This window comes from Pseudomonas sp. NFACC51 (assembly GCF_900103575.1).
GTDB classification, from domain to species: Bacteria; Pseudomonadota; Gammaproteobacteria; order Pseudomonadales; family Pseudomonadaceae; genus Aquipseudomonas; species Aquipseudomonas fluorescens_Q.
In genome coordinates this window covers 172,419-194,239 of the sequence record NZ_FMXH01000012.1, presented here as the reverse complement: position 1 = coordinate 194,239, position 21,821 = coordinate 172,419, and the positions used below count along the sequence as shown (strand labels likewise).

The following is a 21,821-nucleotide window of genomic DNA, read 5'->3' as shown; positions in this document are numbered from 1 at the left end:
CCGAAAGAATCAGAACCTGGACCCAGGCCTGTTCAAAAACTCCATTTCCTCAGCCGTGGACTCGCGCCCCAACACCGCATTGCGATGGGGAAACCGTCCAAACCGCGCAATGATCTTCTGGTGCCGCTCGGCATAATCCAGGTTGTCTTCAAACACCGCCCGCTGCGCCTCCGGTTGCTCTCGAACCAGGTCGATGAAGCGCGACACGGCCTCGTTCTGTACCGCAAGGTTTTCGCAGTGTTCAAGCACGAGGTAGATGAATACGCGCTGGATCGGTTTGAGTTGCCGGTCGAAACCCGCTGCCATGCCCTGGGCTACCAGCGCTTGGGCACGCAGGTCACCGGAGAAGGCTTTGGGGGTGTCGCGAAAGATCATTCGCGGGAGTTGGTCGAGGAGCAGCACCAGGGCCAGCCAACCTTCCGGGCGTTGCGCCCAGTCGGACAATTCGCCAGCCAGTGCCAGCTCGACCTGATCGCCGAAGCGCTCGTTGGCCTGGCGATCATGGCGTTTGCCGAACCACAGCTTGCCTCTGTCAGCCGATATTTCGTCCGGTGTCTTGGCTGAACCAAACCACCAATCGAGCAACGGCTGCCAGGGCTCGGCCATGATTTATTCCTTGTGGTAGGCCGTAACGCGCGCCACTTCTTCCTTCGAGCCGAGGAACACCGCCACGCGCTGGTGCAGGCCGTCGGGCTTGATATCAAGGATGCGCTGGTGGCCGTCGGTGGAAGCGCCGCCCGCCTGTTCCACCAGGAACGACATCGGGTTGGCTTCGTACATCAGGCGCAGTTTGCCCGGCTTGGACGGCTCACGGCTGTCGCGCGGGTACATGAACAGACCGCCACGGGTCAGGATACGGTGCACATCGGCAACCATCGCGGCGACCCAACGCATGTTGTAGTTCTTCTTCAGAGGGCCTTCTTCGCCTGCCAGCAATTCTTCGACGTAGCGTTTTACCGGGGCTTCCCAGTGACGCTGGTTGGACATGTTGATGGCGAATTCCTGGGTGGTTTCAGGAATGGTGATGTCTTCGTGGGTCAATACGAAGCTGCCCATCTCGCGGTCCAGGGTGAAGCCTTTGACGCCGTCGCCCAGGGTCAGCACCAGCATGGTCTGAGGGCCGTAGATGGCATAACCGGCGGCAACCTGTTCGGTGCCTGGCTGCAGGAAGGCCTTTTCATTCAAGGCTTCGTTCTGGCTCAGGTATTCGTTCGGGCAACGCAGTACCGAGAAGATGGTGCCAACCGGTGCGTTGATGTCGATGTTCGACGAACCGTCCAGTGGGTCGAACACCAGCAGGTAGGCACCCTTGGGGTATTTGCCCGGGATCTGGTAGGCATTGTCCATTTCCTCGGACGCCATGCCGGCCAGGTGACCGCCCCATTCGTTGGCTTCGAGCAGGATTTCGTTGGACAGCACGTCGAGCTTCTTCTGCACTTCGCCCTGCACGTTTTCGGTGCCCATGCTGCCCAGGACACCACCCAGCGCGCCTTTGGAGACGGCGTGGCTGATTTCCTTGCACGCACGCGCCACCACTTCGATCAAAAAGCGCAGATCGGCAGGGGTGTTGTTGCTGCGGGTCTGCTCAATCAAATAGCGACTCAAGGTAACGCGGGACATGGACGGCTCCGAAGAATAGGGGACGGAAAAACCAGCGCAGTTTAGCGCGAGTCGGGACTTAATTCCTCCTATGAGACGGGGAATGGCGGATTGAGTTCACGGGGTGGCGGCTCGCTTGTGGATTTTGGGTCGCTGGGAGACCGAATCGCGAGCAAGCTCCCACAGTTTGACCGAGTTGTTTCAACAAACGCGGCCTACTGTGGGAGCGAGCTTGCTCGCGATGAATTCACCTCAACCCTTGACCGGTGGCTTGCGCAGCAAGCTGAACGCCATCGCCGCGAGGAACAGTACGCTCAGCAGCAGCACCGCCCACAAGCCGATTTTCTTCCAGTTGGTCCCGACCGTCGCAGGCGTGGCTGCCGTGGCCGCAACCGGGGTTGACGTGGCCGCGCCGTTCACCGTCGCCGTACCCAGCGTCGCCAGGCGCGACGGTTTGTAATCGGGCACCAGCGTGGTCAAGGGCAAGCTGGCCGCTTTCACTGTCGCGTTGCCCAGGGCCAGGCGGTAAGGCCCTTCGCCGCGCGCCAGGAACACCACCTGCGTCGGACGCACGGCAAAGCGCAGGGCCGGGGCTTCGCTACCCAGGCCACCGCCACGCTCGTCCACGGTCAATTTCAATTGCTGCACGGTCTGGCCGGACAGTTGCAATTGGTTTTGCAGCACATCCTGGCCGTTCTGGGTCAGGCGATAGAGCAAGCCACTGCCCAGCGGTTGCCACGGATGGCTGCTTTCACGGCGACCGGCCAGAGTCACCGGCGCCAGGCTGTTGGCCTGGCTCAGCTCGACTTGCACCTGCTCGATGTTCAGCCCCATGGGCAACTGCCAGGTGTATTCACCGGCCTTCGTGATGCTGCCGGCCAACGGCTGCGACCAGGCCAGCGGCAACGGCAGGCTTTCGCGGCTGGCGCTTTGCAACTGGGCCGCGGTCAGGATCGGCGCGGAGGATGGCGAATCCCACAACAATCGCAGGTAACGCGCCGATTGCCCCGGCAAGCTCACTTCATGCTGCTCGACTCGCTCATCGGCAAAGGTCAAGCGCGCCACCTGGCCTTCACCCCACGACTGCCAGTGTTGCAAGTCATCACTGGCTTCTATGGTGAACCGCTGGAAGCCGTCGCGCTCACTGGTCCAGTCGAGGACCAACTGCTGCAACGGCGCCTTGATCGCACTGGCATCCAACAACCAGCCACGCAGCTCCTCCTCCCCAGCTTCGAGCCTGCTGGAGGGTTGGACTTCCACCAAGGTGCCGTTGGCGTTCGATTGCACCCGCACACTGGGCGCGCGTTCATTGTCATCGGCGGCGTTGTACAGCGGGAACCACTTCACGTCGGTGAGGGTGCGGTTTTCCCGGCTCTGGGCCGACTCACGTACCAGGGCGTAGGCCTGGGCCTGACCGGCCGCGTTGAAGACCCGCAGATCGCTCAGGTCGGTCTGCCGCGCCTGCAACTGCACGTCCAACGGCAACGGCAAGCGATACCACGGCCCCTCGCCGCTCAAGGCCAACGGCACTTGATGGGCGAAATCCGCCGGTTGCTCCTGGGCCACGGCCGACAATGCCGCCCATAACCCCACCACGCCCAGCCCGATCCGACTCAACTTGCGACTCAAGACGACACTCCCTCACTGACAGGCATAGGCGGCTCATCCTGGGCGACCGTCTCCGGGCGCTTGGGTGGCAGCGGCGCAAAATAGCCCACTACCAGCAGCAACACGCCTACACCGATAAACGAAACAATCCGCGCCAGACCGCCACGGTTACTCAATTCGACAAAGAACAGCTTGGCCACGACCACGGCGATCAACGCAGCACCGATCAGCCACACTTCACGGCGATGGCGCAGATGCCCACCGATCATCAGCCCCAGGGCGATCAGGGTCCAGACAATGGACAGCCCGGCCTGCACGAACATCGACTCGAGCAGCGCGTCCAGCGCGTATGGCACCCCCATCCACTGGTGGGCCGTGCGCATCACCAGGGCGGTGAAGAACGCGAACAGCGACACACCGGCGATCAACTGGGCGATGTTCCCGACGCGATTCCAACGGTTCGTCGATTGCTCCACGGCGTTGCGAGCCCACACATAGATACCGAACAAGGCGAACAGCAGGCCCAGCTCCAAGGGGTTGAGCAACGGCACATAAGGCAGTGGCTCTGAGTTGCCATCGCTGAAGGTGTTGGTCAGCCAGAACCAACCGAGCATCAACAGCGCCATGGGTGCCGCCGCGTAGACCCGATATTCCTGTGGTTGTGCCGAAACCGGCCATGGCAGGGTACGCGGCGTGGCCATCAGCACCAGGTAAAGGCCTGGCAGGATCGCCCAGCCCAGCCAGCGCCAAGCGTTGTACTGCTCGGACAGCAATAGCAGACCGTAACGCAACTCCAGCATCAACACCGCCATCAGCAACCAGCAACCGAGCACATGGGCCGTACTGCGCGCCGGGGCCGGCAGCATCGGCGCCAGGCGCTTGAGCGAGAGGAAGTGCACGGCAAATACCGCTAGCCAGGCCAGCCAGCCGAAATTCGCGGCCGGATGATACTGGCTGTGCCACGTCGCCACCAGCACGCAGCCCGCCGCCGGAATCAGCAAGGTGCACAGCAGCCCCAGCGCCGGCCATTTCAACCGCAGCGACAAAAGGCTCCACACCGCCACGCTGATGGCCGCGACCAACAACAGCAAGCTGCCTTGCAGGTTCTCCGGGGCAAAACGCAGCACTTCGCTGACCCACGCCAGCGCCCACCAACCCGCGCCCCAGATCAGCAACAGCTCGGACAGGCGCTGCAAGCTCAAGGCGTCCAGCTCCTGCGCCGCGTGCGCCCGTTGCAGGCGCCATGCGCCCACCAGCGCTGCCAGCCCCAGGACCAGCGGCGTCCAGAACCCGCTATGGGCCAGCGGTCGCAGTCCCTCGGCGTTGAGCGGCCCCAACAGTGCTGGCCCTGCCATCAGGAACGACGCGCCGCCGAGCAGTTGCAGCAGCAGACCGAAGACAAAGCTCACGCGCTGCTTCAGGTACAGGCTCAACCAGATGATCAACAGCCCGCTGGCCGCCCACACACCACTCGCGGTTTGCCAGGGCAGGACGAACAGCACCGCGAGGTTGATCAGCACCAGCCCCGCCAGCAGTACCACTGACAAGCCGCGCAGCAACCGGACATCGTTGCGCACCATATCGTCGCGCGCCGCCAGCAACATGCCGCCGATCAACGCCAGACCGATCAGAGAAGCACTGAGCAAACCGCTCCAGCCCGCGCTGAACACCGCCGCCGAATCGCCCTCGGCACCTTGCAAGCGCAACAGGAACAGGGCTCCGCCGAGCAATTGCACCGCGAACGCCGTGAACAGGAAACTGCGCGATTGCAGGCGCAGGCCGACAAACAACGTCGCCAATCCGGCCAAGGCCCAGGCGATGGCCGTGCCGTGAGTGAAGAAGAACAACGGTGCCAGCAGATAGAGGAAACTCAAGCCCAGCACTGCCAGCACCGGCAGGCCTTGGCGCTCCCAAGCCGCCGTGTGTTCAGGGGCTGCCTTGCGCAGTTGGTAGAACGTGAACAACAAAGCGCCGCCGAGCATCAACGCCCCCAACGGTGAGCCGTCGAGCAGGCTGCTTTCGCCAGATCGCAATTCGCTGAGGAAGGCCAGCGCCGAACCCAATTGCAGCAACAAAGCAAAGGCTCGTGCGAAAGGTCGTTGCTGACGCAGGCCCAGCCAGAAGATCCCCGCACCCTCCACGGCCCACGCAGCGGCGGTCCAGCGGGCGTCGAGCCCCAAGGGAATCGCCAGGCTGGAAAAAATCACCCCCAGGGCCAGGCAGGTTTCCGCCAGCAACAAGGCGCGGCCGCCCATCAATAGCCGCGCCAGGCCCATGTAGATCATGCCCAGGGCCAGGGCGCTGAAGGCAGCGGCGAACTCCAGGTGCTGCACCAACGCGAACTGCAAGCCGAAGCCCACCAGCGGCGGGGCGAACAGCATGGTGCCGTCGACGTAATCGCCCTTGCGCGCCGACCAGCGCAACAACGCGTCGCGGCTGCCCTCTTCGGGGGCGTCGTTCATTTCCAGCAACTTGCGCCGGGTGAACAGCAAGCCAATCACCAGGTAGATAAGGAAGAACAGGATCAGGAACGGCTCGGTACTCCAAAGCAGCTCCGGTGTGTAGGAACGCATGCCCCAGGCGAAACCGATACCGAAGGTACCGACAAAGCCGATCAGGTTGAGCAGGCGCCAGGCCTTGAACCAGGCAATCGCGAGGATGCCGGCATTGAGCAGGATGAAATAGCTGAACAGGGCGACGTGGTTGCCGCTGCCGGTGGAAGTCAGGATCGGCGCGGCAAACCCGCCCAGCGCCGCAGCCGCGGCCAGGCCCAGGGCGTTCTGGGTAATCGCCAGGATTGCCGAGAACACCGTCACCGCGACCAGCAAGCCCAGGGCCGCCTTGGAGTCGAGCAACGGATGCAGGCGCATGGCCGCGAACACCGTCAGGTACAGCACCGCGATGCCAGTCCCCTGGAGCATAAGCGCATAGTTACTGTTGCGTTGGCGCAACCACCAGCCCAGGCCCAACAGGCCCAACGCACTGGCCGCGACGCCGGCGTAACGCAACTCGATCGGCACCACCATGCCTTCGGTGGCATAGCGCAGCAAAAACGCCAGGCCGAGGAACAACAGCACCACGCCGACCCGCAGTACCGTGTTGCCGCCGAACAGCCAGTTGCGCGCGCCGATGATGGCGCGGTCGAACAGATTCGGACCACGCGGGGCCGCCGGCTCCGCAATCACTGGTTCCAGAGGCAAAGGGGCAAAATCACGCTCGGCACGTCGACTGGACGTCTCTGGTGCGGGCTTCCAAATGTCATCGGGCAACGGCTGGCTGGCCTGGGTGGCCATAGCGGGTGCGGGTTCGAGGTCTGACGGTAGTTCCCAGACGAGCTCCGGTTCGGTGCGCGTCGCGGGCTTCGCGGCCTGGGGCGCGACAACCTCGGGCACAGGGGCCGGATCACTCGGTTCGGCCACCTTGCCGCGTTCGAGTACCGCCAGGCGGCCCTCCAACGTGAGCAAGCTCTGCTGGGCCTCTTGCAACAAGATCTGTTGCTTGGCCGCCTGGACACCCAGGCGCCCCAATCGAAACGCCTGGGCGATGCCAAGCCCCACCAAAGCGCCTATCAGCGCATCGGCGAACGACTCGTCCACCACCCAGCCGAGTGCCAGGCCCAACAGCGTCAAGATCCATTGCATGGTCGATATCCCTAAGCGGCCCGTTGCGGGCATGACCGGGGTGATGCGGTGCCTGGATCAGTCTAGTGGAACCCCCCAAACCCTGTGGGAGCGAGCTTGCTCGCGATAGCGGCATGACAGACACCTCAAGGTTGACTGATACACCGCTATCGCGAGCAAGCTCGCTCCCACATTGGATTGTTGGCACTTCCAGTGCTGAGCCCGGCTACACAGCCCGGCGAAACTGGCGCCTAGTATATCGACGAAGCCCAACCGCCGTTGGGCTTCGCTCACATTTCTTACAGTAAATGCTACTCCAGGGCTTTCCAGATATCGGTGGCGTACTCACGAATGGTCCGGTCCGAGGAGAACCAGCCCATGCGCGCGGTGTTGAGCACCGCCGAACGCCACCATTGCTTGGAGTCGTGCCAACGCTCTTCGACCTTGGCCTGGGCGTTCCAGTACGAGTCGAAGTCGGCGCAGACCAAGAAGCGGTCGTAATCGACCAACGAGTCCACGAGCCCGGCGTAGCGCATCGGATCATCCGGCGAAAACACTCCGCCGCGAATCGCCTGCAGCACGTCGTTGAGCCGATGGGACGCGGCGATGTCCGGCGCGGCGCTGAACTCACCGTTTTGCTTGCGGGCCTCCACCTGCTCGGCGGTCAGGCCGAAGATGAACATGTGCTCACCGCCGATGCGCTCATGCATCTCCACGTTGGCGCCGTCCATGGTACCGATGGTCAGTGCGCCGTTGAGGCCGAACTTCATGTTGCTGGTGCCCGACGCTTCGAAACCGGCCGTGGAGATCTGCTCCGACAGGTCCGCCGCCGGAATGATGCTTTCGGCCAGGCTGACGTTGTAGTTAGGCAGGAACACCACTTTGAGCAAGCCGCGCACGGTCGGGTCGTTGTTGACCACCCGGGCGATGTCGTTGGTCAGCTTGATGATCAGCTTGGCCTGGTGGTAACTGGCAGCGGCCTTGCCGGCGAAGATCTTCACCCGCGGCACCCAGTCCACCTCCGGCTCGGCGCGGATCGCCTGGTACAGCGCCACAGTGTGCATCAAGTTGAGCAACTGGCGCTTGTACTCGTGGATCCGCTTGACCTGCACGTCGAACATCGCCGCCGGGTTCACCGCGATGCCCAGGCGCTCGTGGATCAGATAAGCCAGGGCCTTCTTGCTGTGCAGGCGCTGCTCGGCGAACAGCTTGCGAAACGCTGGTTTGTCGGCAAACGGCTCCAGTTCGATCAAGCGCTCCTCGGGGTTGTCGAGCACGCTCGGGCCGAGGGCATCGACCATCATCGAGGTCAATTCGGCGTTGGCCTGGAACAGCCAGCGGCGGAAGGTGATGCCGTTGGTCTTGTTGTTGATCCGCTCCGGATAGAGTTTGTGCAGCTCGGAAAACACCGTGCTGCGCATCAACTGGGTATGCAACCCGGACACCCCGTTGACGCTGTGGGAACCGAGGAACGCCAGGTTGCCCATGCGCACCCGGCGGCCATTGTCTTCTTCGATCAGCGAAACCGAACGCAGCACATCGAAATCGTGCACGCCCTTGGCCCGCAGTGAATCGATGTGCTGGGCGTTGATCAGGTAGATGATCTGCATGTGCCGGGGCAACATGCGCTCCATCAGCCCCACCGGCCAGGTTTCCAGGGCTTCGGGCAGCAACGTGTGGTTGGTGTAGGACAGCGTGTCCTGGGTGATCTGCCAGGCCGCATCCCACGCCACGTCGTAGACGTCCACCAGTTGCCGCATCAGCTCGGCCACGGCAATGGATGGGTGAGTGTCGTTGAGCTGGATCGCCGCGTGATCGCCCAGGGTCAGCACCGAGGTGTGCATGTTGCGATGGCGACGCAGCAGGTCCTGCAGCGAGGCGGCCACGAAGAAGTATTCCTGGCGCAGACGCAGTTCCTGGCCAGCCTCGGTGCTGTCGGCCGGGTACAGCACGCGGGAAATACTTTCGGCCCGGGCCACTTCGGCTACCGCGCCCAAGTGGTCGCCGGCGTTGAAGCGTTCCAGGTGCAGGTCTTCCACAGCGCGGGCGCGCCACAGGCGCAGGGTATTGACGCTGGCACCGCGCCAGCCCACCACCGGCGTGTCGTAGGCAATGGCCCGCACGGTTTCGGCCGGGGACCAGACTTGCCGGGTCTTGCCGGCCTCATCGGTGACGGTTTCGACGCTGCCGCCAAAACCGATCGGGTAGACCACCTCCGGGCGCTCGAACTCCCACGGGTTGCCGAAATCCAGCCAATGCTCGGTCTGCTCCTGCTGCCAGCCGTCAACGATGGCCTGACGGAACAGGCCGTGCTCATAACGGATGCCGTAGCCATGGCCGGCAATCCCCAGGGTCGACATGCTTTCCATGAAGCACGCGGCCAAACGGCCAAGACCGCCGTTGCCCAATGCTGCATCCGGCTCGAGCAGACGAATGCGCTCCAGGTCCACACCCAGTTCGGTCAGCGCCTCGCGCGCCGTGTCCAGCAGGCCCAGGTTGCTCAGGCTGTCGTAGAGCAAGCGGCCGATGAGGAACTCCAGGGAGAGGTAATAGACGCGCTTCTGGCCCTTGCGGTAGATCTGTCGCGTGTGGTCCATCCAGTGTTCGACCATGTGGTCGCGGGCGGCAAGGGCGATGGCTTCGAACCAATCGTGATCAAACGCATGATCCGGGTCCTTGCCGACGGCATAAGTGAGTTTGGTCAACACGGCGTCGCGAAATGCGGCAACTTCAGCTTCGCGAACAAGTGGTTCTTGAGTCATTGATAAGACCTCGAACGAGCATGGAATTGTCTGAGCCTAGACGGTCTGACAGACGGTACAGGCTCTTGGTTCGGTGGATTTCCCCGAGTGTCGGAGAATCGCCGCCATGGAATTGCCGGATGGTCGAATGAATGCAGGGGCCGTGCCGATCCGGGCGGGTTTGGCCGGGATGAAAAAAAACTGGCGGATGGTCGTTCAAAATTTCACCAGTCCCGGTATGATCGCGCGCCCTGATGCATGCTGGTAAACCGTGATGATGAAGCCCAACCTGATCGCCGCCGCGGAGATCGACCGACTCGATACCTGGGCCAAATACTCCGCCCCGATGTGCGGTTCCTGCGTGTCGAGCTGCTGCACGCTACCGGTGGAGGTCAAGATCAAGGACCTGATCCGCATCGGCATCGTCGATGAGTTCGAACTGGGCGACCCGCCGAAGAACATCGCCAAGCGCCTGCAAAAGGAAGGGATCGTCGAGCGCTACAACCAGAAGTCGGAAATCTTCACGCTCCAGCGCATGAGCAACAACGATTGCCTTTATCTGGACCGCAAGAGCCGGTTGTGCACCATTTACGAGAAACGCCCGGACACCTGCCGCAACCATCCGCGGGTCGGGCCACGGCCGGGGTATTGTGCCTACAAGCCCAAGGAAGTGGAGCGCGAGCGCAATCTGCGGACGTTGGATAAGTTCTGATCTATTGATAATTCAGCGGTGCCTGAGCCGACGCTATCGCGAGCTTGCTCGCGATAGGGCCCTGACAGCCGCCACATAACTTCCAGGCATAAAAAAACGCCCCCGATCTAACGACCGGGGGCGTTTTTTAGCTGCTAACTAAGTCGAAACTCAGTTGCCGCTTTTCTTGGCAGCGCGGGTACGCTCGCTTTCGCCCAGGATCTTCTTGCGAAGACGGATGGACTTCGGCGTCACTTCGCACAGTTCGTCTTCCTGCACGAACTCCAGCGCTTGCTCCAGGGTGAACTTGACCGGCGGAACCAGGGCGATGGTTTCGTCTTTGCCCGAAGCACGCATGTTGTCGAGCTTCTTGCCTTTGGTTGGGTTCACGCCCAGGTCGTTGTCGCGGCTGTTCAGGCCGACGATTTGACCTTCGTAGATATCCTGGCCGTGCTCGACAAACAGCTTGCCGCGCGCTTGCAGGGTTTCCAGCGAGTAGGTCAGTGCCTTGCCGGTCGCAACCGATACCAGCACGCCGTTCTGACGGCCGGACATGTCACCGGACTTCATCACGTCGTAACGATCGAAGATCGAAGTCAGGATGCCGCCACCGGAGGTCAGGGTCAGGAACTCGTTACGGAAACCGATCAGGCCACGAGCCGGGATGTTGTACTCAAGGCGCACACGGCCCTTGCCATCCGGAACCATGTTGGTCAGGTCGCCTTTACGCAGGCCCATTTGCTCCATGATCGCGCCCTGGGATTCTTCCGGCAGGTCGATGGTCACGTTTTCGTACGGTTCGTGCTTGACGCCATCAACCATGCGGATGATCACTTCAGGACGGCCCACGCCCATTTCGAAGCCTTCGCGACGCATGGTTTCGATCAGTACCGAGAGGTGCAGCTCACCACGGCCGGAGACCTTGAACTTGTCAGCCGAGTCGCCTTCTTCAACGCGCAGTGCAACGTTGTAGAGCAGCTCTTTGTCCAGGCGTTCCTTGATGTTACGGCTGGTCACGAACTTGCCTTCTTTACCGCAGAATGGCGAGTCGTTGACCTGGAAGGTCATGGAAACGGTTGGCTCGTCGACGGTCAACGGCTTCATCGCTTCGACGTTCAGTGGGTCGCACAGGGTGTCGGAGATGAACAGTTGCTCGAAGCCGCTGATGCAGACGATGTCACCGGCCGCTGCTTCTTCAACGTCGATGCGGTGCAGGCCGTGGTGACCCATCAGCTTGAGGATACGACCGTTGCGCTTCTTGCCGTCGGCGTCGATGGCAACCACCGGGGTGTTCGGCTTGATGCGACCACGGGCGATACGGCCAACACCGATCACACCCAGGAAGCTGTTGTAGTCCAGTGCCGAGATCTGCATCTGGAACGGACCGTCACGGTCGACTTTCGGCGCCGGTACGTCGTCGACGATCGACTGGTACAGCGGGGTCATGTCTTCAGCCATGTTGGTGTGGTCCAGACCGGCAATACCGTTCAGGGCCGAGGCGTAGACGACTTTGAAGTCCAGCTGTTCTTCGGTGGCGCCCAGGTTGTCGAACAGGTCGAAGATCTGGTCCAGGACCCAGTCCGGACGCGCGCCTGGACGGTCAACCTTGTTGATCACCACGATCGGACGCAGGCCGGCTTCGAAAGCCTTCTTGGTCACGAAACGGGTTTGCGGCATAGGGCCGTCCTGGGCGTCAACCAGCAGCAGCACGGAGTCGACCATCGACATCACGCGCTCTACTTCACCACCGAAGTCGGCGTGGCCCGGGGTGTCCACGATGTTGATGTGGTAGCCATTCCAGTTGATGGCGGTGTTTTTCGCCAGGATGGTAATACCGCGCTCTTTTTCCTGGTCGTTGGAGTCCATCACGCGCTCGTCGTTGAGCTCGTTGCGCTCCAGGGTGCCGGATTGACGCAAGAGTTTGTCTACCAGGGTGGTCTTACCATGGTCAACGTGAGCAATGATGGCGATGTTGCGTAGATTTTCGATCACTTGTGTATCTCGATCAGAGGATTCGGTGTGCTGACAGGTCGTGGCAGCGATTTACGTTGAGTCCGACAAGGCCGTTACAGCCTGTCGGCGGCGTCGGGGGGCCGGTGACGCAGGCCACAGGCAAACAGCCCCGGGCACTTAGCTCGGTCGATAAACGCGCACATTGGCATGCCCCTCACTGAGCAAATGGTGGGCATGCAGGCGACTCATCACGCCTTTGTCGCAATACAGCAGGTACTGGCGAGTAGGGTCCAGTTCCTTGAAACGCGCGTTCACGGCATAGAACGGCATCGTTTTTACCTCGATGCCGGCGATGTCCAGCGGGTCGTCTTCAGCGTCGTCCGGGTGACGGATGTCGATGATGATCTGACCGGCCAGCGCTTCGCCGACTTCTTCAATCTGAATGTCCTGGCCCAACTCATCGATGACTCGATCGATCGGCACCAGCCTGGCGTTTTCGAGCGCACGCTCGAGCACCGCCATGTCGAATTCTTTCTCTTCGTGCTCCACCCGCCCGCGCTTGGCCGCCGTCTTCGGATTGACCGAGATGACGCCGCAGTACTCCGGCATGTGCCGGGCAAACTCGGCGGTGCCGATTTCATTGGCCTGGTCGATGATGTCCTGCTTGTGGCTGGCGATCAGTGGACGCAAGACCAGTTTCTCGGTCACGCAGTCGATCACCGACAGGTTCGGCAACGTCTGGCTCGACACCTGGGAAATCGCCTCGCCGGTCACCAGCGCATCGATCTGCAGGCGATCAGCAATTCGAGAAGCGGCGCGCAACATCATACGCTTCAAAATGACGCCCATATGACTGTTATCGACTTTGCCGAGAATCTCGCCCAGGACTTCTTCGAATGGCACGCTCACAAATAACACGCGTTGGGAGCTGCCGTACTTCTTCCAGATGAAGTGCGCCACTTCCATCACGCCCAGTTCGTGGGCACGTCCGCCGAGGTTGAAGAAGCAGAAATGGCTCATCAACCCGCGACGCATGATCTGGTAGGCGGCCACCGTGGAGTCGAAACCGCCGGACATCAGCACCAGGGTCTGCTCCAGCGAACCCAGCGGATAACCGCCGATGCTGTTGTGCTGGCTGTGGATCACGAACAGCCGTTGGTCGCGAATTTCGATGCGCACTTCGATCTGCGGATCTTTCAGCGAAATACCGGCCGCGCCGCACTGTCGGCGCAACTGGCTGCCGACGTACTTCTCCACATCCATCGAACTGAACGGGTGCTTGCCGGCACGCTTGCAGCGCACCGAAAAAATCTTGCCGGCCAGGGCATCACCATAATGGAGCATGCACTTGGCAAGGATGTCGTCGAAATCCCCCAGCGGGTATTCATCGACTTGCAGGAAATGCGCGATGCCCGGCATGCAGCTCAGGCGCTCGGTCATTTCCTTCAGGACCTTGGGTTCACTGACACGGGTTTCCAGCTCGAGGTTGTCCCACACGCCATTCACCACCACGGCCGGGTCCAGGTCTCGGAGCACGGCACGGATGTTCTTGGCCAACTGGCGGATGAAACGCATCCGTACCGGGCGGCTCTTGATGGTGATCTCGGGGAAGACTTTTACGATTAGTTTCATGAAAACAGCGCGCGAACGGCCAGCCGAAAAAGGGGGGCGCGGATTATAGCGGAAATTGCTCAAGGTTTAACCAGTTTATGTGCAGATGGTTTTGCATGCACCAAAACAGGTCATTATCGATTGACGGCGCCACATTGCAGTGCGTTATTGTCTGACAATCTTTGATTTACGCCTTTAAAAGCGTGGATTTGGTGCAAAAAACCCATGCTGGGGCACTGGCATGCAATTTGCTCCCTTGTGAGGCAGGTTGCCTTGGCAGAGTATTCGCGCCGGCATCACCCATATCTAAGGGCACTCCACTACCCGCCCGAAGCCACCCGGAGGACATATGTCGAAGTCGGTTCAACTCATCAAAGATCATGACGTCAAGTGGATTGATCTGCGCTTCACTGACACCAAAGGTACTCAACATCACGTGACCATGCCGGCCCGTGATGCGCTGGACGACGAATTCTTTGAAATCGGGAAAATGTTCGACGGTTCCTCCATCTCCGGCTGGAAAGGCATCGAAGCCTCCGACATGATCCTGATGCCGGACGACGAAACCGCCGTCCTGGACCCGTTCACCGAAGAGCCGACCCTGATCCTGGTCTGCGACATCATCGAACCTTCGACCATGCAAGGCTATGACCGCGACCCACGCGCCATCGCCCACCGCGCCGAGGAATACCTGAAGTCCACCGGTATCGGCGACACCGCTTTCTTCGGTCCTGAGCCTGAGTTCTTCATCTTCGACTCGGTCAAATTCAAGTCCGACATCTCCGGCTCCATGTTCAAGATCTTCTCCGAACAAGGTTCGTGGATGTCCGACCAGGACGTGGAAGGCGGCAACAAAGGTCACCGTCCAGGCATCAAGGGCGGCTACTTCCCGGTTCCACCGTTCGACCACGACCACGAAATCCGTACCTCCATGTGCAACGCACTGGAAGAGATGGGCCAGACCGTCGAAGTTCACCACCACGAAGTGGCAACTGCCGGCCAGAACGAAATCGGCGTGAAGTTCAACACGCTGGTCAAGAAGGCTGACGAAGTCCAGACCCTGAAGTACTGCGTACACAACGTTGCCGACGCCTACGGTCGCACCGCGACCTTCATGCCTAAGCCACTGTATGGCGACAACGGTTCGGGCATGCACGTTCACATGTCGATCTCCAAAGACGGCAAGAACACCTTCGCAGGCGAAGGCTATGCCGGCCTGTCGGACACCGCCCTGTACTTCATCGGCGGTATCATCAAGCACGGTAAGGCGTTGAACGGCTTCACCAACCCGTCGACCAACTCCTACAAGCGTCTGGTACCCGGCTTCGAAGCACCGGTCATGCTGGCCTACTCGGCTCGCAACCGTTCCGCCTCGATCCGTATTCCTTACGTGAACAGCCCTAAAGCCCGCCGTATCGAAGCGCGCTTCCCGGATCCGGCTGCCAACCCATACCTGGCCTTCGCTGCTCTGATGATGGCCGGCCTGGACGGTATCCAGAACAAGATCCACCCTGGCGATGCCGCTGACAAAAACCTGTATGACCTGCCGCCTGAAGAGGCCAAGGAAATCCCACAGGTTTGCGGCAGCCTGAAAGAAGCCCTGGAAGAGCTGGACAAGGGCCGTGCGTTCCTGACCAAGGGCGGCGTCTTCAGCGATGACTTCATCGACGCTTACATCGCACTGAAAAGCGAAGAAGAAATCAAGGTTCGCACCTTCGTACACCCACTGGAATACGAGCTGTACTACAGCTGCTGATCCAGTAAACGCCGCCACGCACGGCGTGAATAAAGAGAGGCCTCCTTCGGGAGGCCTTTTTTATGGGTGCAGGTTACGTGCATGATGCCTCGTCGCTCCCCCATAGAAGACGAGACTGCCCATGACTTTGCGCTTCAAGCTCTGCCTTGCCCTGTCTGCCGCACTGCTGGCCTCCACCGCCGAAGCCGCCTCGGCTCGCGCCCCCGAGGCCCTTACCCCGTTGCTTAACGCCATTGGCGAACGCCTGGCCCTTGGCGATCAAGTGGCGTTGAGCAAATGGGACAGCCACAAACCGGTAGAAGACCGTCAGCGCGAGCGTGAAGTCATTGCCGCCGCCGTCGCCCAGGCACCGGCCTACAAGCTGAGTGGCGAAACCGTGGAAGCGTTTTTCGCCGCCCAGATAGAAGCCAACAAAATGGTGCAGTACATCAACCTGTCCGACTGGGCCCTGGAAGGCAAGGCCCCGGACCTCCCACGCCCGGACCTGGTGGGAGAGATCCGCCCGCAACTCGATCGCCTGCAAAAACGCCTGCTGCAACAACTGGCCGACTTCGCCCCCTACCGCACAGACCCGCAGTGCCCGCAATGGCTGGCCCGGGCCACCCACCACAACAAGCAGCACCCGGTGCACCGCCTCGCCCTGATCCGAGCGACCGGTGAGCTGTGCATCTCCCCAAAAGCCTAAGACAGCCCTCCTCCCCCTGTGGGAGCGAGCCTGCTCGCGATGAAGCCTGCACATTCAACATCTCAGCGTCTGACACACTGCTTTCGCGAGCAAGCCCGCTCCCCCAGGGTTTGGGTGCAACAACTTGGGCCAACCATCCGCCCTGGCCTATGCTGCACCCATCACTTTTCGTTTTCGGTCGATTTTCCATGGGTCGTGGTTTTTCAATCATCCTGTTGTTGCTGCTGGCACTGCCCGCCGCCGCGCAGATCTACAAGTACACCGACGCCGACGGCAACACCGCCTACAGCAACCAGCCGCCCCAAGGCGTGCCGGCCCAGGCGGTGGAGTTGCCGCCGCTCAACAGCATCGAACGCCAAACCCCGGCCAGCCCGAAAACACCGCCAGCCCCCGCCAACAGCGACGAGCCGCGCAATGCCTACGAGATATTGGAACTGACGGACATCCCCACCGACGAGGCCCTGCGCGCCAACAATGGCACCTTCACCGTTGGCGTCCGGGCGCAACCACGCCTGCAGAGCCCGCATCTGTTCCGGCTGTTGCTGGACGGCCAACCCTACGGCCAGGCGTCCAACGTGCCGCGCCTGCAATTGGTGAATATCGATCGGGGCGAGCACAGCCTGGCGGTTCAAGTCATCGACGGGGACAATCTCGTGCAACAGAGTGAAACCGTGACGTTCACCGTGCAGCGGGTGCACCAGCCGTGATCCGCTGGCTGATCGCCCTAGGCCTTTCGCTGGCCGCGCTGCCGGGCATGGCACAGGTCTATACCTACATCGACGCCCAGGGCAATCGCGTCTTCACCGATCAACCGCGCCCCGGCAATGCGAAGAAGGTACAGCTGCCCCCCGCCAACCGCCTGCCAACGCCGCCCGCCAGCACAAACCCTCCGCCCGCGGCAGAAGTCCCGTCCAAGCCACTGTTCCATTACGAAATGCTCCGGCTGCTGATCCCGGAGCCGGACGCGACGATACGCAGCACCGCAGGCGAACTGATCGTCAGCGTCACCAGCGAACCCGGCCTGAAAAAAGGCCACCGCTATCGCTTGTTGCTCGACGGCCAGCCAACAGGCGCGCCGGGGCCAAGCCCGGTGTTTGCCTTGAGCAACATCGATCGAGGCACCCATCAACTGGCGGTAGAAATCCTCGATGAGCAGGACCACATCGTCGAACGCACCGCCAACCAGCCCTTCCATATGCAACGCATGTCCCTGGCGCAAAAGCGCCGCATCAAACCCTGCGCCACGGCCGATTACGGTCAACGCCCCGAGTGCCCCCTCGCCGAAAAGCCTGAAGAAGAAAAAAGCAGCATCTTGCCGTTCTTCTGATGCCGTTCAGGTTGGCGCACTATATTGGTGCAAACACTTGCACGCTACTCAGTTTCCAAACCCATTTTGGTTCGAAAGTACCCGAAAAAGCTGGCAGAACGCCACGCAACTGGGCGAAAAACACCCTTTTGAGGCTCTAAACGCTTCTTTTCGGAGCCTTGGTTTGGTTTTTGCATTTTCCTTTGTAACAGCGCATTAATCGCGCGCGCAATTTGGGACCGGTCCCGAGTTGCTACGCTCCAAAAGAGGTCCTGATGACCATTAGCGACGCACTACACCGCTTGCTGCTCGACAACCTCACCACCGCGACCATCCTGCTCGACGCCGAACTGCGCCTCGAGTACATGAACCCGGCGGCCGAGATGCTCCTGGCCGTCAGTGGCCAGCGCAGCCACGGGCAGTTCATCAGCGAGTTGTTCACCGAGTCCGCCGAAGCGCTCAACTCCTTGCGCCAGGCGGTGGAACAGGCCCATCCGTTCACCAAGCGCGAAGCGATGCTCACCGCGCTGACCGGCCAGACCCTGACCGTGGACTACGCGGTTACGCCGATCCTGAACAATGGCGCCACCCTGCTCTTGCTGGAAGTCCACCCGCGTGATCGCTTGCTGCGTATCACCAAGGAAGAAGCACAATTGTCCAAGCAGGAAACCAGCAAGATGCTGGTGCGCGGCCTGGCCCACGAGATCAAGAACCCCCTCGGCGGGATTCGTGGCGCGGCGCAGTTGCTCGCCCGCGAACTGCCGGAAGAAAGCCTCAAGGACTACACCAACGTCATCATCGAAGAAGCCGACCGCCTGCGGAACCTGGTGGACCGCATGCTCGGCTCGAACAAGCTGCCATCGCTGGCGATGTGCAACGTCCATGAGGTGCTGGAGCGGGTCAGCAGCCTGGTGGAAGCCGAAAGCCAGGGCTGCATCACCTTGGTGCGCGACTATGACCCGAGCATTCCCGACGTCTTGATCGACCGCGAGCAAATGATCCAGGCAGTGCTGAACATCGTGCGCAATGCGATGCAGGCCATCAGCAGCCAGAACGAGCTGCGCCTGGGCCGCATCAGCCTGCGTACCCGGGCCATGCGCCAGTTCACCATCGGTCATGTGCGCCATCGCCTGGTGACCAAGATCGAAATCATCGACAACGGCCCGGGCATCCCTGCCGAGCTGCAGGAAACCATCTTTTTTCCCATGGTCAGCGGCCGTCCGGACGGTACCGGGCTGGGCCTGGCCATTACCCAGAACATCATCAGTCAGCATCAGGGCTTGATCGAGTGTGAAAGCCACCCCGGCCACACCACCTTCTCGATCTTCCTGCCACTGGAACAAGGAGCCACATCGACATGAGCCGTAGTGAAACCGTGTGGATCGTCGATGACGACCGTTCTATCCGTTGGGTCCTGGAAAAAGCCTTGCAACAGGAAGGCATGACCACCCAGAGCTTCGACAGCGCCGATGGGGTGATGAGCCGCCTGGCGCGTCAGCAACCGGACGTCATCATCTCCGACATCCGCATGCCTGGCGCCAGCGGCCTGGACCTGCTGGCGCGGATTCGCGAACAGCATCCACGGCTGCCGGTGATCATCATGACCGCCCATTCCGACCTGGACAGCGCCGTGGCGTCCTACCAGGGCGGCGCTTTCGAATACCTGCCCAAACCATTCGACGTCGATGAAGCCGTGTCGCTGGTCAAACGCGCCAATCAACATGCCCAGGAACAACAGGGCATGGAAGAGGTGCCGGCCCTGGCCCGCACACCGGAAATCATCGGTGAAGCGCCGGCGATGCAGGAAGTGTTTCGCGCCATCGGGCGCCTGAGCCACTCCAACATCACCGTGCTGATCAACGGCGAGTCGGGCACCGGTAAAGAACTGGTGGCCCACGCCTTGCACCGTCACAGTCCACGAGCGGCATCGCCGTTCATCGCGCTGAACATGGCGGCGATTCCCAAGGACCTGATGGAGTCCGAGCTGTTCGGCCACGAAAAAGGTGCGTTCACCGGCGCGGCCAACCTGCGGCGCGGGCGCTTCGAGCAAGCTGACGGCGGCACGTTGTTCCTCGATGAAATCGGCGACATGCCTGCGGACACCCAGACCCGCTTGCTGCGCGTGCTGGCCGATGGCGAGTTCTATCGGGTGGGCGGGCATACGCCGGTCAAGGTGGACGTGCGCATCATCGCCGCGACCCACCAGAACCTGGAAACCCTGGTTCATGCCGGCAAATTCCGTGAGGACTTGTTCCACCGCCTGAACGTGATCCGCATTCATATCCCGCGCCTGGCGGATCGTCGCGAAGACATCCCGACCCTGGCCAGGCACTTCCTCAGCCGCGCGGCCCAGGAATTGGCGGTCGAGCCAAAGCTGCTCAAGAGCGAAACCGAGGAATACCTCAAGAACTTGCCGTGGCCGGGCAACGTGCGTCAGTTGGAGAACACCTGCCGCTGGATCACGGTGATGGCTTCGGGTCGCGAAGTGCACATCAGCGACCTGCCGCCAGAGCTGTTGAGCCTGCCGCAGGATTCGGCTCCAGTGACCAACTGGGAGCAAGCCCTGCGCCAGTGGGCCGACCAGGCCCTGTCCCGTGGCCAGTCGAGCCTGCTGGACAGCGCGGTGCCGAGTTTCGAGCGGATCATGATCGAGACCGCCCTCAAGCACACCGCTGGCCGCCGCCGCGACGCCGCGGTGCTGCTGGGTTGGGGCCGCAATACCTTGACCCGCAAGATCAAGGAATTGGGGATGAAGGTCGATGGCGGGGATGATGATGACGGGGATGAGGGCTGAAAGGCCTTAGTTCTTCGCTGATCTGTAGGGCCAATCGCGAGCAAGCTCGCTCCCACAGGGGAAACAATTCCTGTGGGAGCGAGCTTGCTCGCGATGCTTTTAAAGGCTTCATGCACCGCATCAATGCACTGCGAACCGCAATGGCACATGCACCACCGACCAAAACCAATCGGCCCAGCTCGAAAAAAACCGCACAAACAAGACAAAAGCCCCGGAATACGGGGCTTCTCGACTCAGCAGCAGTTTTTTTGTGACAAGCCATTTAAAACTGGCACGCCCCCTGCAATAGCTCAATCACTACCCAGTTTCGGGGACCTTGGTACAGGCAGGCCGGGGATTCCCCATTTTATACCGGGCTCATCGAGCCCACTGTTTTGGGGGCCTTGATACAGGCAGGTCAAGGTTTCCCTTCTTTACACCAGGGCTGGACCTTCGCGGTAAGCCCTCCCGTTTTGGGGACCTTGGTACAGGCAGGCCGGGGATTCCCTCTTTTATTGCTCCTGGAGACGGACCTCCAGCCGCCAGCGGTCATCGACCTCGCTGCCGGTCCACGCCCCGCGCAATGGACGCGCCGCCACCAACGTCAGCAACAACCCCTTGTCACTCAACCGCACCCGCCAGTTCACGTCCTTGCCGTTGAGCTTTAACTGGCCGTTCTGCGATCGCCCTTCTGCTTCGAACAACAGCGCCACCGAGCCGTCGATGACTTCCCCGTGCAGCTTGGGTTCAGTGTTGAACCAAGTCACCACCCCACCGTCTATCACCTCGACCTGCTGCAGCACGCTCGGTTCAGGCGTGGTCAGGCGTCCGATCATCAATCCGACCATCATGCCGAAGATCGCCAACGAACCCATCACCCGAGGCATTAGCTTCGAACGTCGGTCGGTTTGCAGCGTAGAATGCCGCTCATCTTCATCTGCGGAGCCGTGCATGTTTCACGTCATCCTTTTTCAACCGGAAATTCCGCCGAATACCGGCAATGTCATCAGGCTGTGCGCCAACAGCGGCTGCCACCTGCATTTGATCGAACCGCTGGGCTTCGAGATGGACGACAAGCGCCTGCGCCGTGCCGGCCTCGACTACCACGAGTATGCCACCTTGCAGCGCCATGCAGACCTCGCCAGTTGTCTGGAAAGCCTCGGGCATCCGCGCCTGTTCGCCTTTACCACCAAGGGTTCGCGGCCGTTCCATGACGCCCGCTTCGTCGCTGGCGATGCGTTCCTGTTCGGCCCGGAAAGCCGTGGCCTGCCGGCCGAGGTGCTGGACGCCTTGCCCGACGACCAGCGCTTGCGCCTGCCAATGCGCGAAGGCTGTCGCAGCCTGAACCTGTCCAATACCGTGGCAGTGGCGGTTTATGAGGCGTGGCGGCAGAACGGCTTTCAATAACACCTGATAACAAATGTGGGAGCGGGCTTGCTCGCGAATAGGGAGAGTCAGTTGACATCAATGTCGCCTGA

General features: G+C 61.2%; 17 protein-coding genes. 9 read left to right on the top strand and 8 right to left on the bottom strand.

The window, feature by feature from the left end:
• Positions 1 to 9: 9 nt before the first annotated feature.
• From BLT00_RS22565 to BLT00_RS22545, 5 genes are all read right to left on the bottom strand, one after another.
• A complete protein-coding gene (locus BLT00_RS22565) occupies positions 10 to 606 on the bottom strand; it encodes a DUF924 family protein (RefSeq protein WP_092146454.1) in 597 nt (198 codons plus the stop codon).
• A gap of 3 nt (positions 607 to 609) precedes the next feature.
• Positions 610 to 1,620 carry a class 1 fructose-bisphosphatase gene (locus BLT00_RS22560; RefSeq protein WP_014336119.1) on the bottom strand — a complete coding sequence of 337 codons (1,011 nt, stop codon included), beginning with the start codon at positions 1,618 to 1,620 and terminating at the stop codon, positions 610 to 612.
• A gap of 231 nt (positions 1,621 to 1,851) precedes the next feature.
• Positions 1,852 to 3,228, bottom strand: coding sequence for a DUF3999 domain-containing protein (locus BLT00_RS22555; RefSeq protein WP_092146456.1), 1,377 nt, complete (start codon positions 3,226 to 3,228; stop codon positions 1,852 to 1,854).
• A complete protein-coding gene (locus BLT00_RS22550) occupies positions 3,225 to 6,848 on the bottom strand; it encodes a DUF2339 domain-containing protein (RefSeq protein ID WP_092146458.1) in 3,624 nt (1,207 codons plus the stop codon). Before BLT00_RS22550 ends, BLT00_RS22555 begins: the two co-directional genes overlap by 4 nt.
• 290 nt (positions 6,849 to 7,138) lie before the next feature.
• Positions 7,139 to 9,589 (bottom strand): glycogen/starch/alpha-glucan phosphorylase, encoded by a 2,451-nt coding sequence (locus BLT00_RS22545; protein WP_092146460.1) that lies wholly within the window; start codon positions 9,587 to 9,589, stop codon positions 7,139 to 7,141.
• A gap of 106 nt (positions 9,590 to 9,695) precedes the next feature.
• On the opposite strand from BLT00_RS22545, the gene BLT00_RS31940 reads away from it, so the two are divergent.
• Entirely contained in the window at positions 9,696 to 9,836 is a 141-nt protein-coding gene (locus tag BLT00_RS31940; RefSeq protein ID WP_155767778.1) for a hypothetical protein, read from the top strand.
• 6 nt (positions 9,837 to 9,842) lie between these two features.
• Entirely contained in the window at positions 9,843 to 10,280 is a 438-nt protein-coding gene (locus BLT00_RS22540) for a YkgJ family cysteine cluster protein (protein WP_092146462.1), read from the top strand.
• A gap of 150 nt (positions 10,281 to 10,430) precedes the next feature.
• On the opposite strand, the gene typA is transcribed toward BLT00_RS22540, so the two are convergent.
• The gene (gene typA, locus BLT00_RS22535) at positions 10,431 to 12,251 is read right to left on the bottom strand and encodes a translational GTPase TypA (protein ID WP_047226918.1); all 1,821 of its coding nucleotides are present in this window, start codon (positions 12,249 to 12,251) and stop codon (positions 10,431 to 10,433) included.
• A 138-nt stretch (positions 12,252 to 12,389) separates the two neighbouring features.
• The gene (gene thiI, locus BLT00_RS22530; RefSeq protein ID WP_092146464.1) at positions 12,390 to 13,844 is read right to left on the bottom strand and encodes a tRNA uracil 4-sulfurtransferase ThiI; all 1,455 of its coding nucleotides are present in this window, start codon (positions 13,842 to 13,844) and stop codon (positions 12,390 to 12,392) included.
• 328 nt (positions 13,845 to 14,172) lie between these two features.
• Here thiI and glnA point away from each other — a divergent pair, with 328 nt between their 5' ends.
• The 6 genes from glnA (at position 14,173) to ntrC (ending at position 20,364) form a co-directional block, all read left to right on the top strand.
• The gene (gene glnA / locus BLT00_RS22520) at positions 14,173 to 15,579 is read left to right on the top strand and encodes a type I glutamate--ammonia ligase (RefSeq protein ID WP_003196860.1); all 1,407 of its coding nucleotides are present in this window, start codon (positions 14,173 to 14,175) and stop codon (positions 15,577 to 15,579) included.
• A gap of 121 nt (positions 15,580 to 15,700) precedes the next feature.
• On the top strand, positions 15,701 to 16,264 hold the full coding sequence (locus BLT00_RS22515) for a chorismate mutase (protein ID WP_092146466.1): 564 nt from the start codon (positions 15,701 to 15,703) through the stop codon (positions 16,262 to 16,264).
• Positions 16,265 to 16,452: 188 nt separating this feature from the next.
• Positions 16,453 to 16,971: a DUF4124 domain-containing protein gene (locus BLT00_RS22510; protein ID WP_092146468.1), complete on the top strand. Its 519-nt coding sequence runs from the start codon at positions 16,453 to 16,455 to the stop codon at positions 16,969 to 16,971.
• Positions 16,968 to 17,591 (top strand): DUF4124 domain-containing protein, encoded by a 624-nt coding sequence (locus BLT00_RS22505; protein ID WP_092146470.1) that lies wholly within the window; start codon positions 16,968 to 16,970, stop codon positions 17,589 to 17,591. Before BLT00_RS22510 ends, BLT00_RS22505 begins: the two co-directional genes overlap by 4 nt.
• Before the next feature lie 254 nt (positions 17,592 to 17,845).
• Positions 17,846 to 18,931, top strand: a complete 1,086-nt coding sequence (gene glnL, locus BLT00_RS22500; RefSeq protein WP_053117539.1) for a nitrogen regulation protein NR(II) — start codon at positions 17,846 to 17,848, stop codon at positions 18,929 to 18,931.
• Positions 18,928 to 20,364, top strand: coding sequence for a nitrogen regulation protein NR(I) (ntrC, locus tag BLT00_RS22495; protein ID WP_013692071.1), 1,437 nt, complete (start codon positions 18,928 to 18,930; stop codon positions 20,362 to 20,364). The genes glnL and ntrC overlap by 4 nt, the downstream gene beginning before the upstream one ends.
• Positions 20,365 to 20,855: 491 nt before the next feature.
• Here the strand turns inward: ntrC and BLT00_RS22490 are convergent, their stop codons facing one another.
• The gene (locus tag BLT00_RS22490; protein WP_092146472.1) at positions 20,856 to 21,296 is read right to left on the bottom strand and encodes a hypothetical protein; all 441 of its coding nucleotides are present in this window, start codon (positions 21,294 to 21,296) and stop codon (positions 20,856 to 20,858) included.
• On the opposite strand from BLT00_RS22490, the gene trmL reads away from it, so the two are divergent.
• Positions 21,295 to 21,750: a tRNA (uridine(34)/cytosine(34)/5-carboxymethylaminomethyluridine(34)-2'-O)-methyltransferase TrmL gene (gene trmL / locus BLT00_RS22485; protein ID WP_092146474.1), complete on the top strand. Its 456-nt coding sequence runs from the start codon at positions 21,295 to 21,297 to the stop codon at positions 21,748 to 21,750. The genes BLT00_RS22490 and trmL overlap by 2 nt on opposite strands.
• Positions 21,751 to 21,821: the final 71 nt, after the last annotated feature.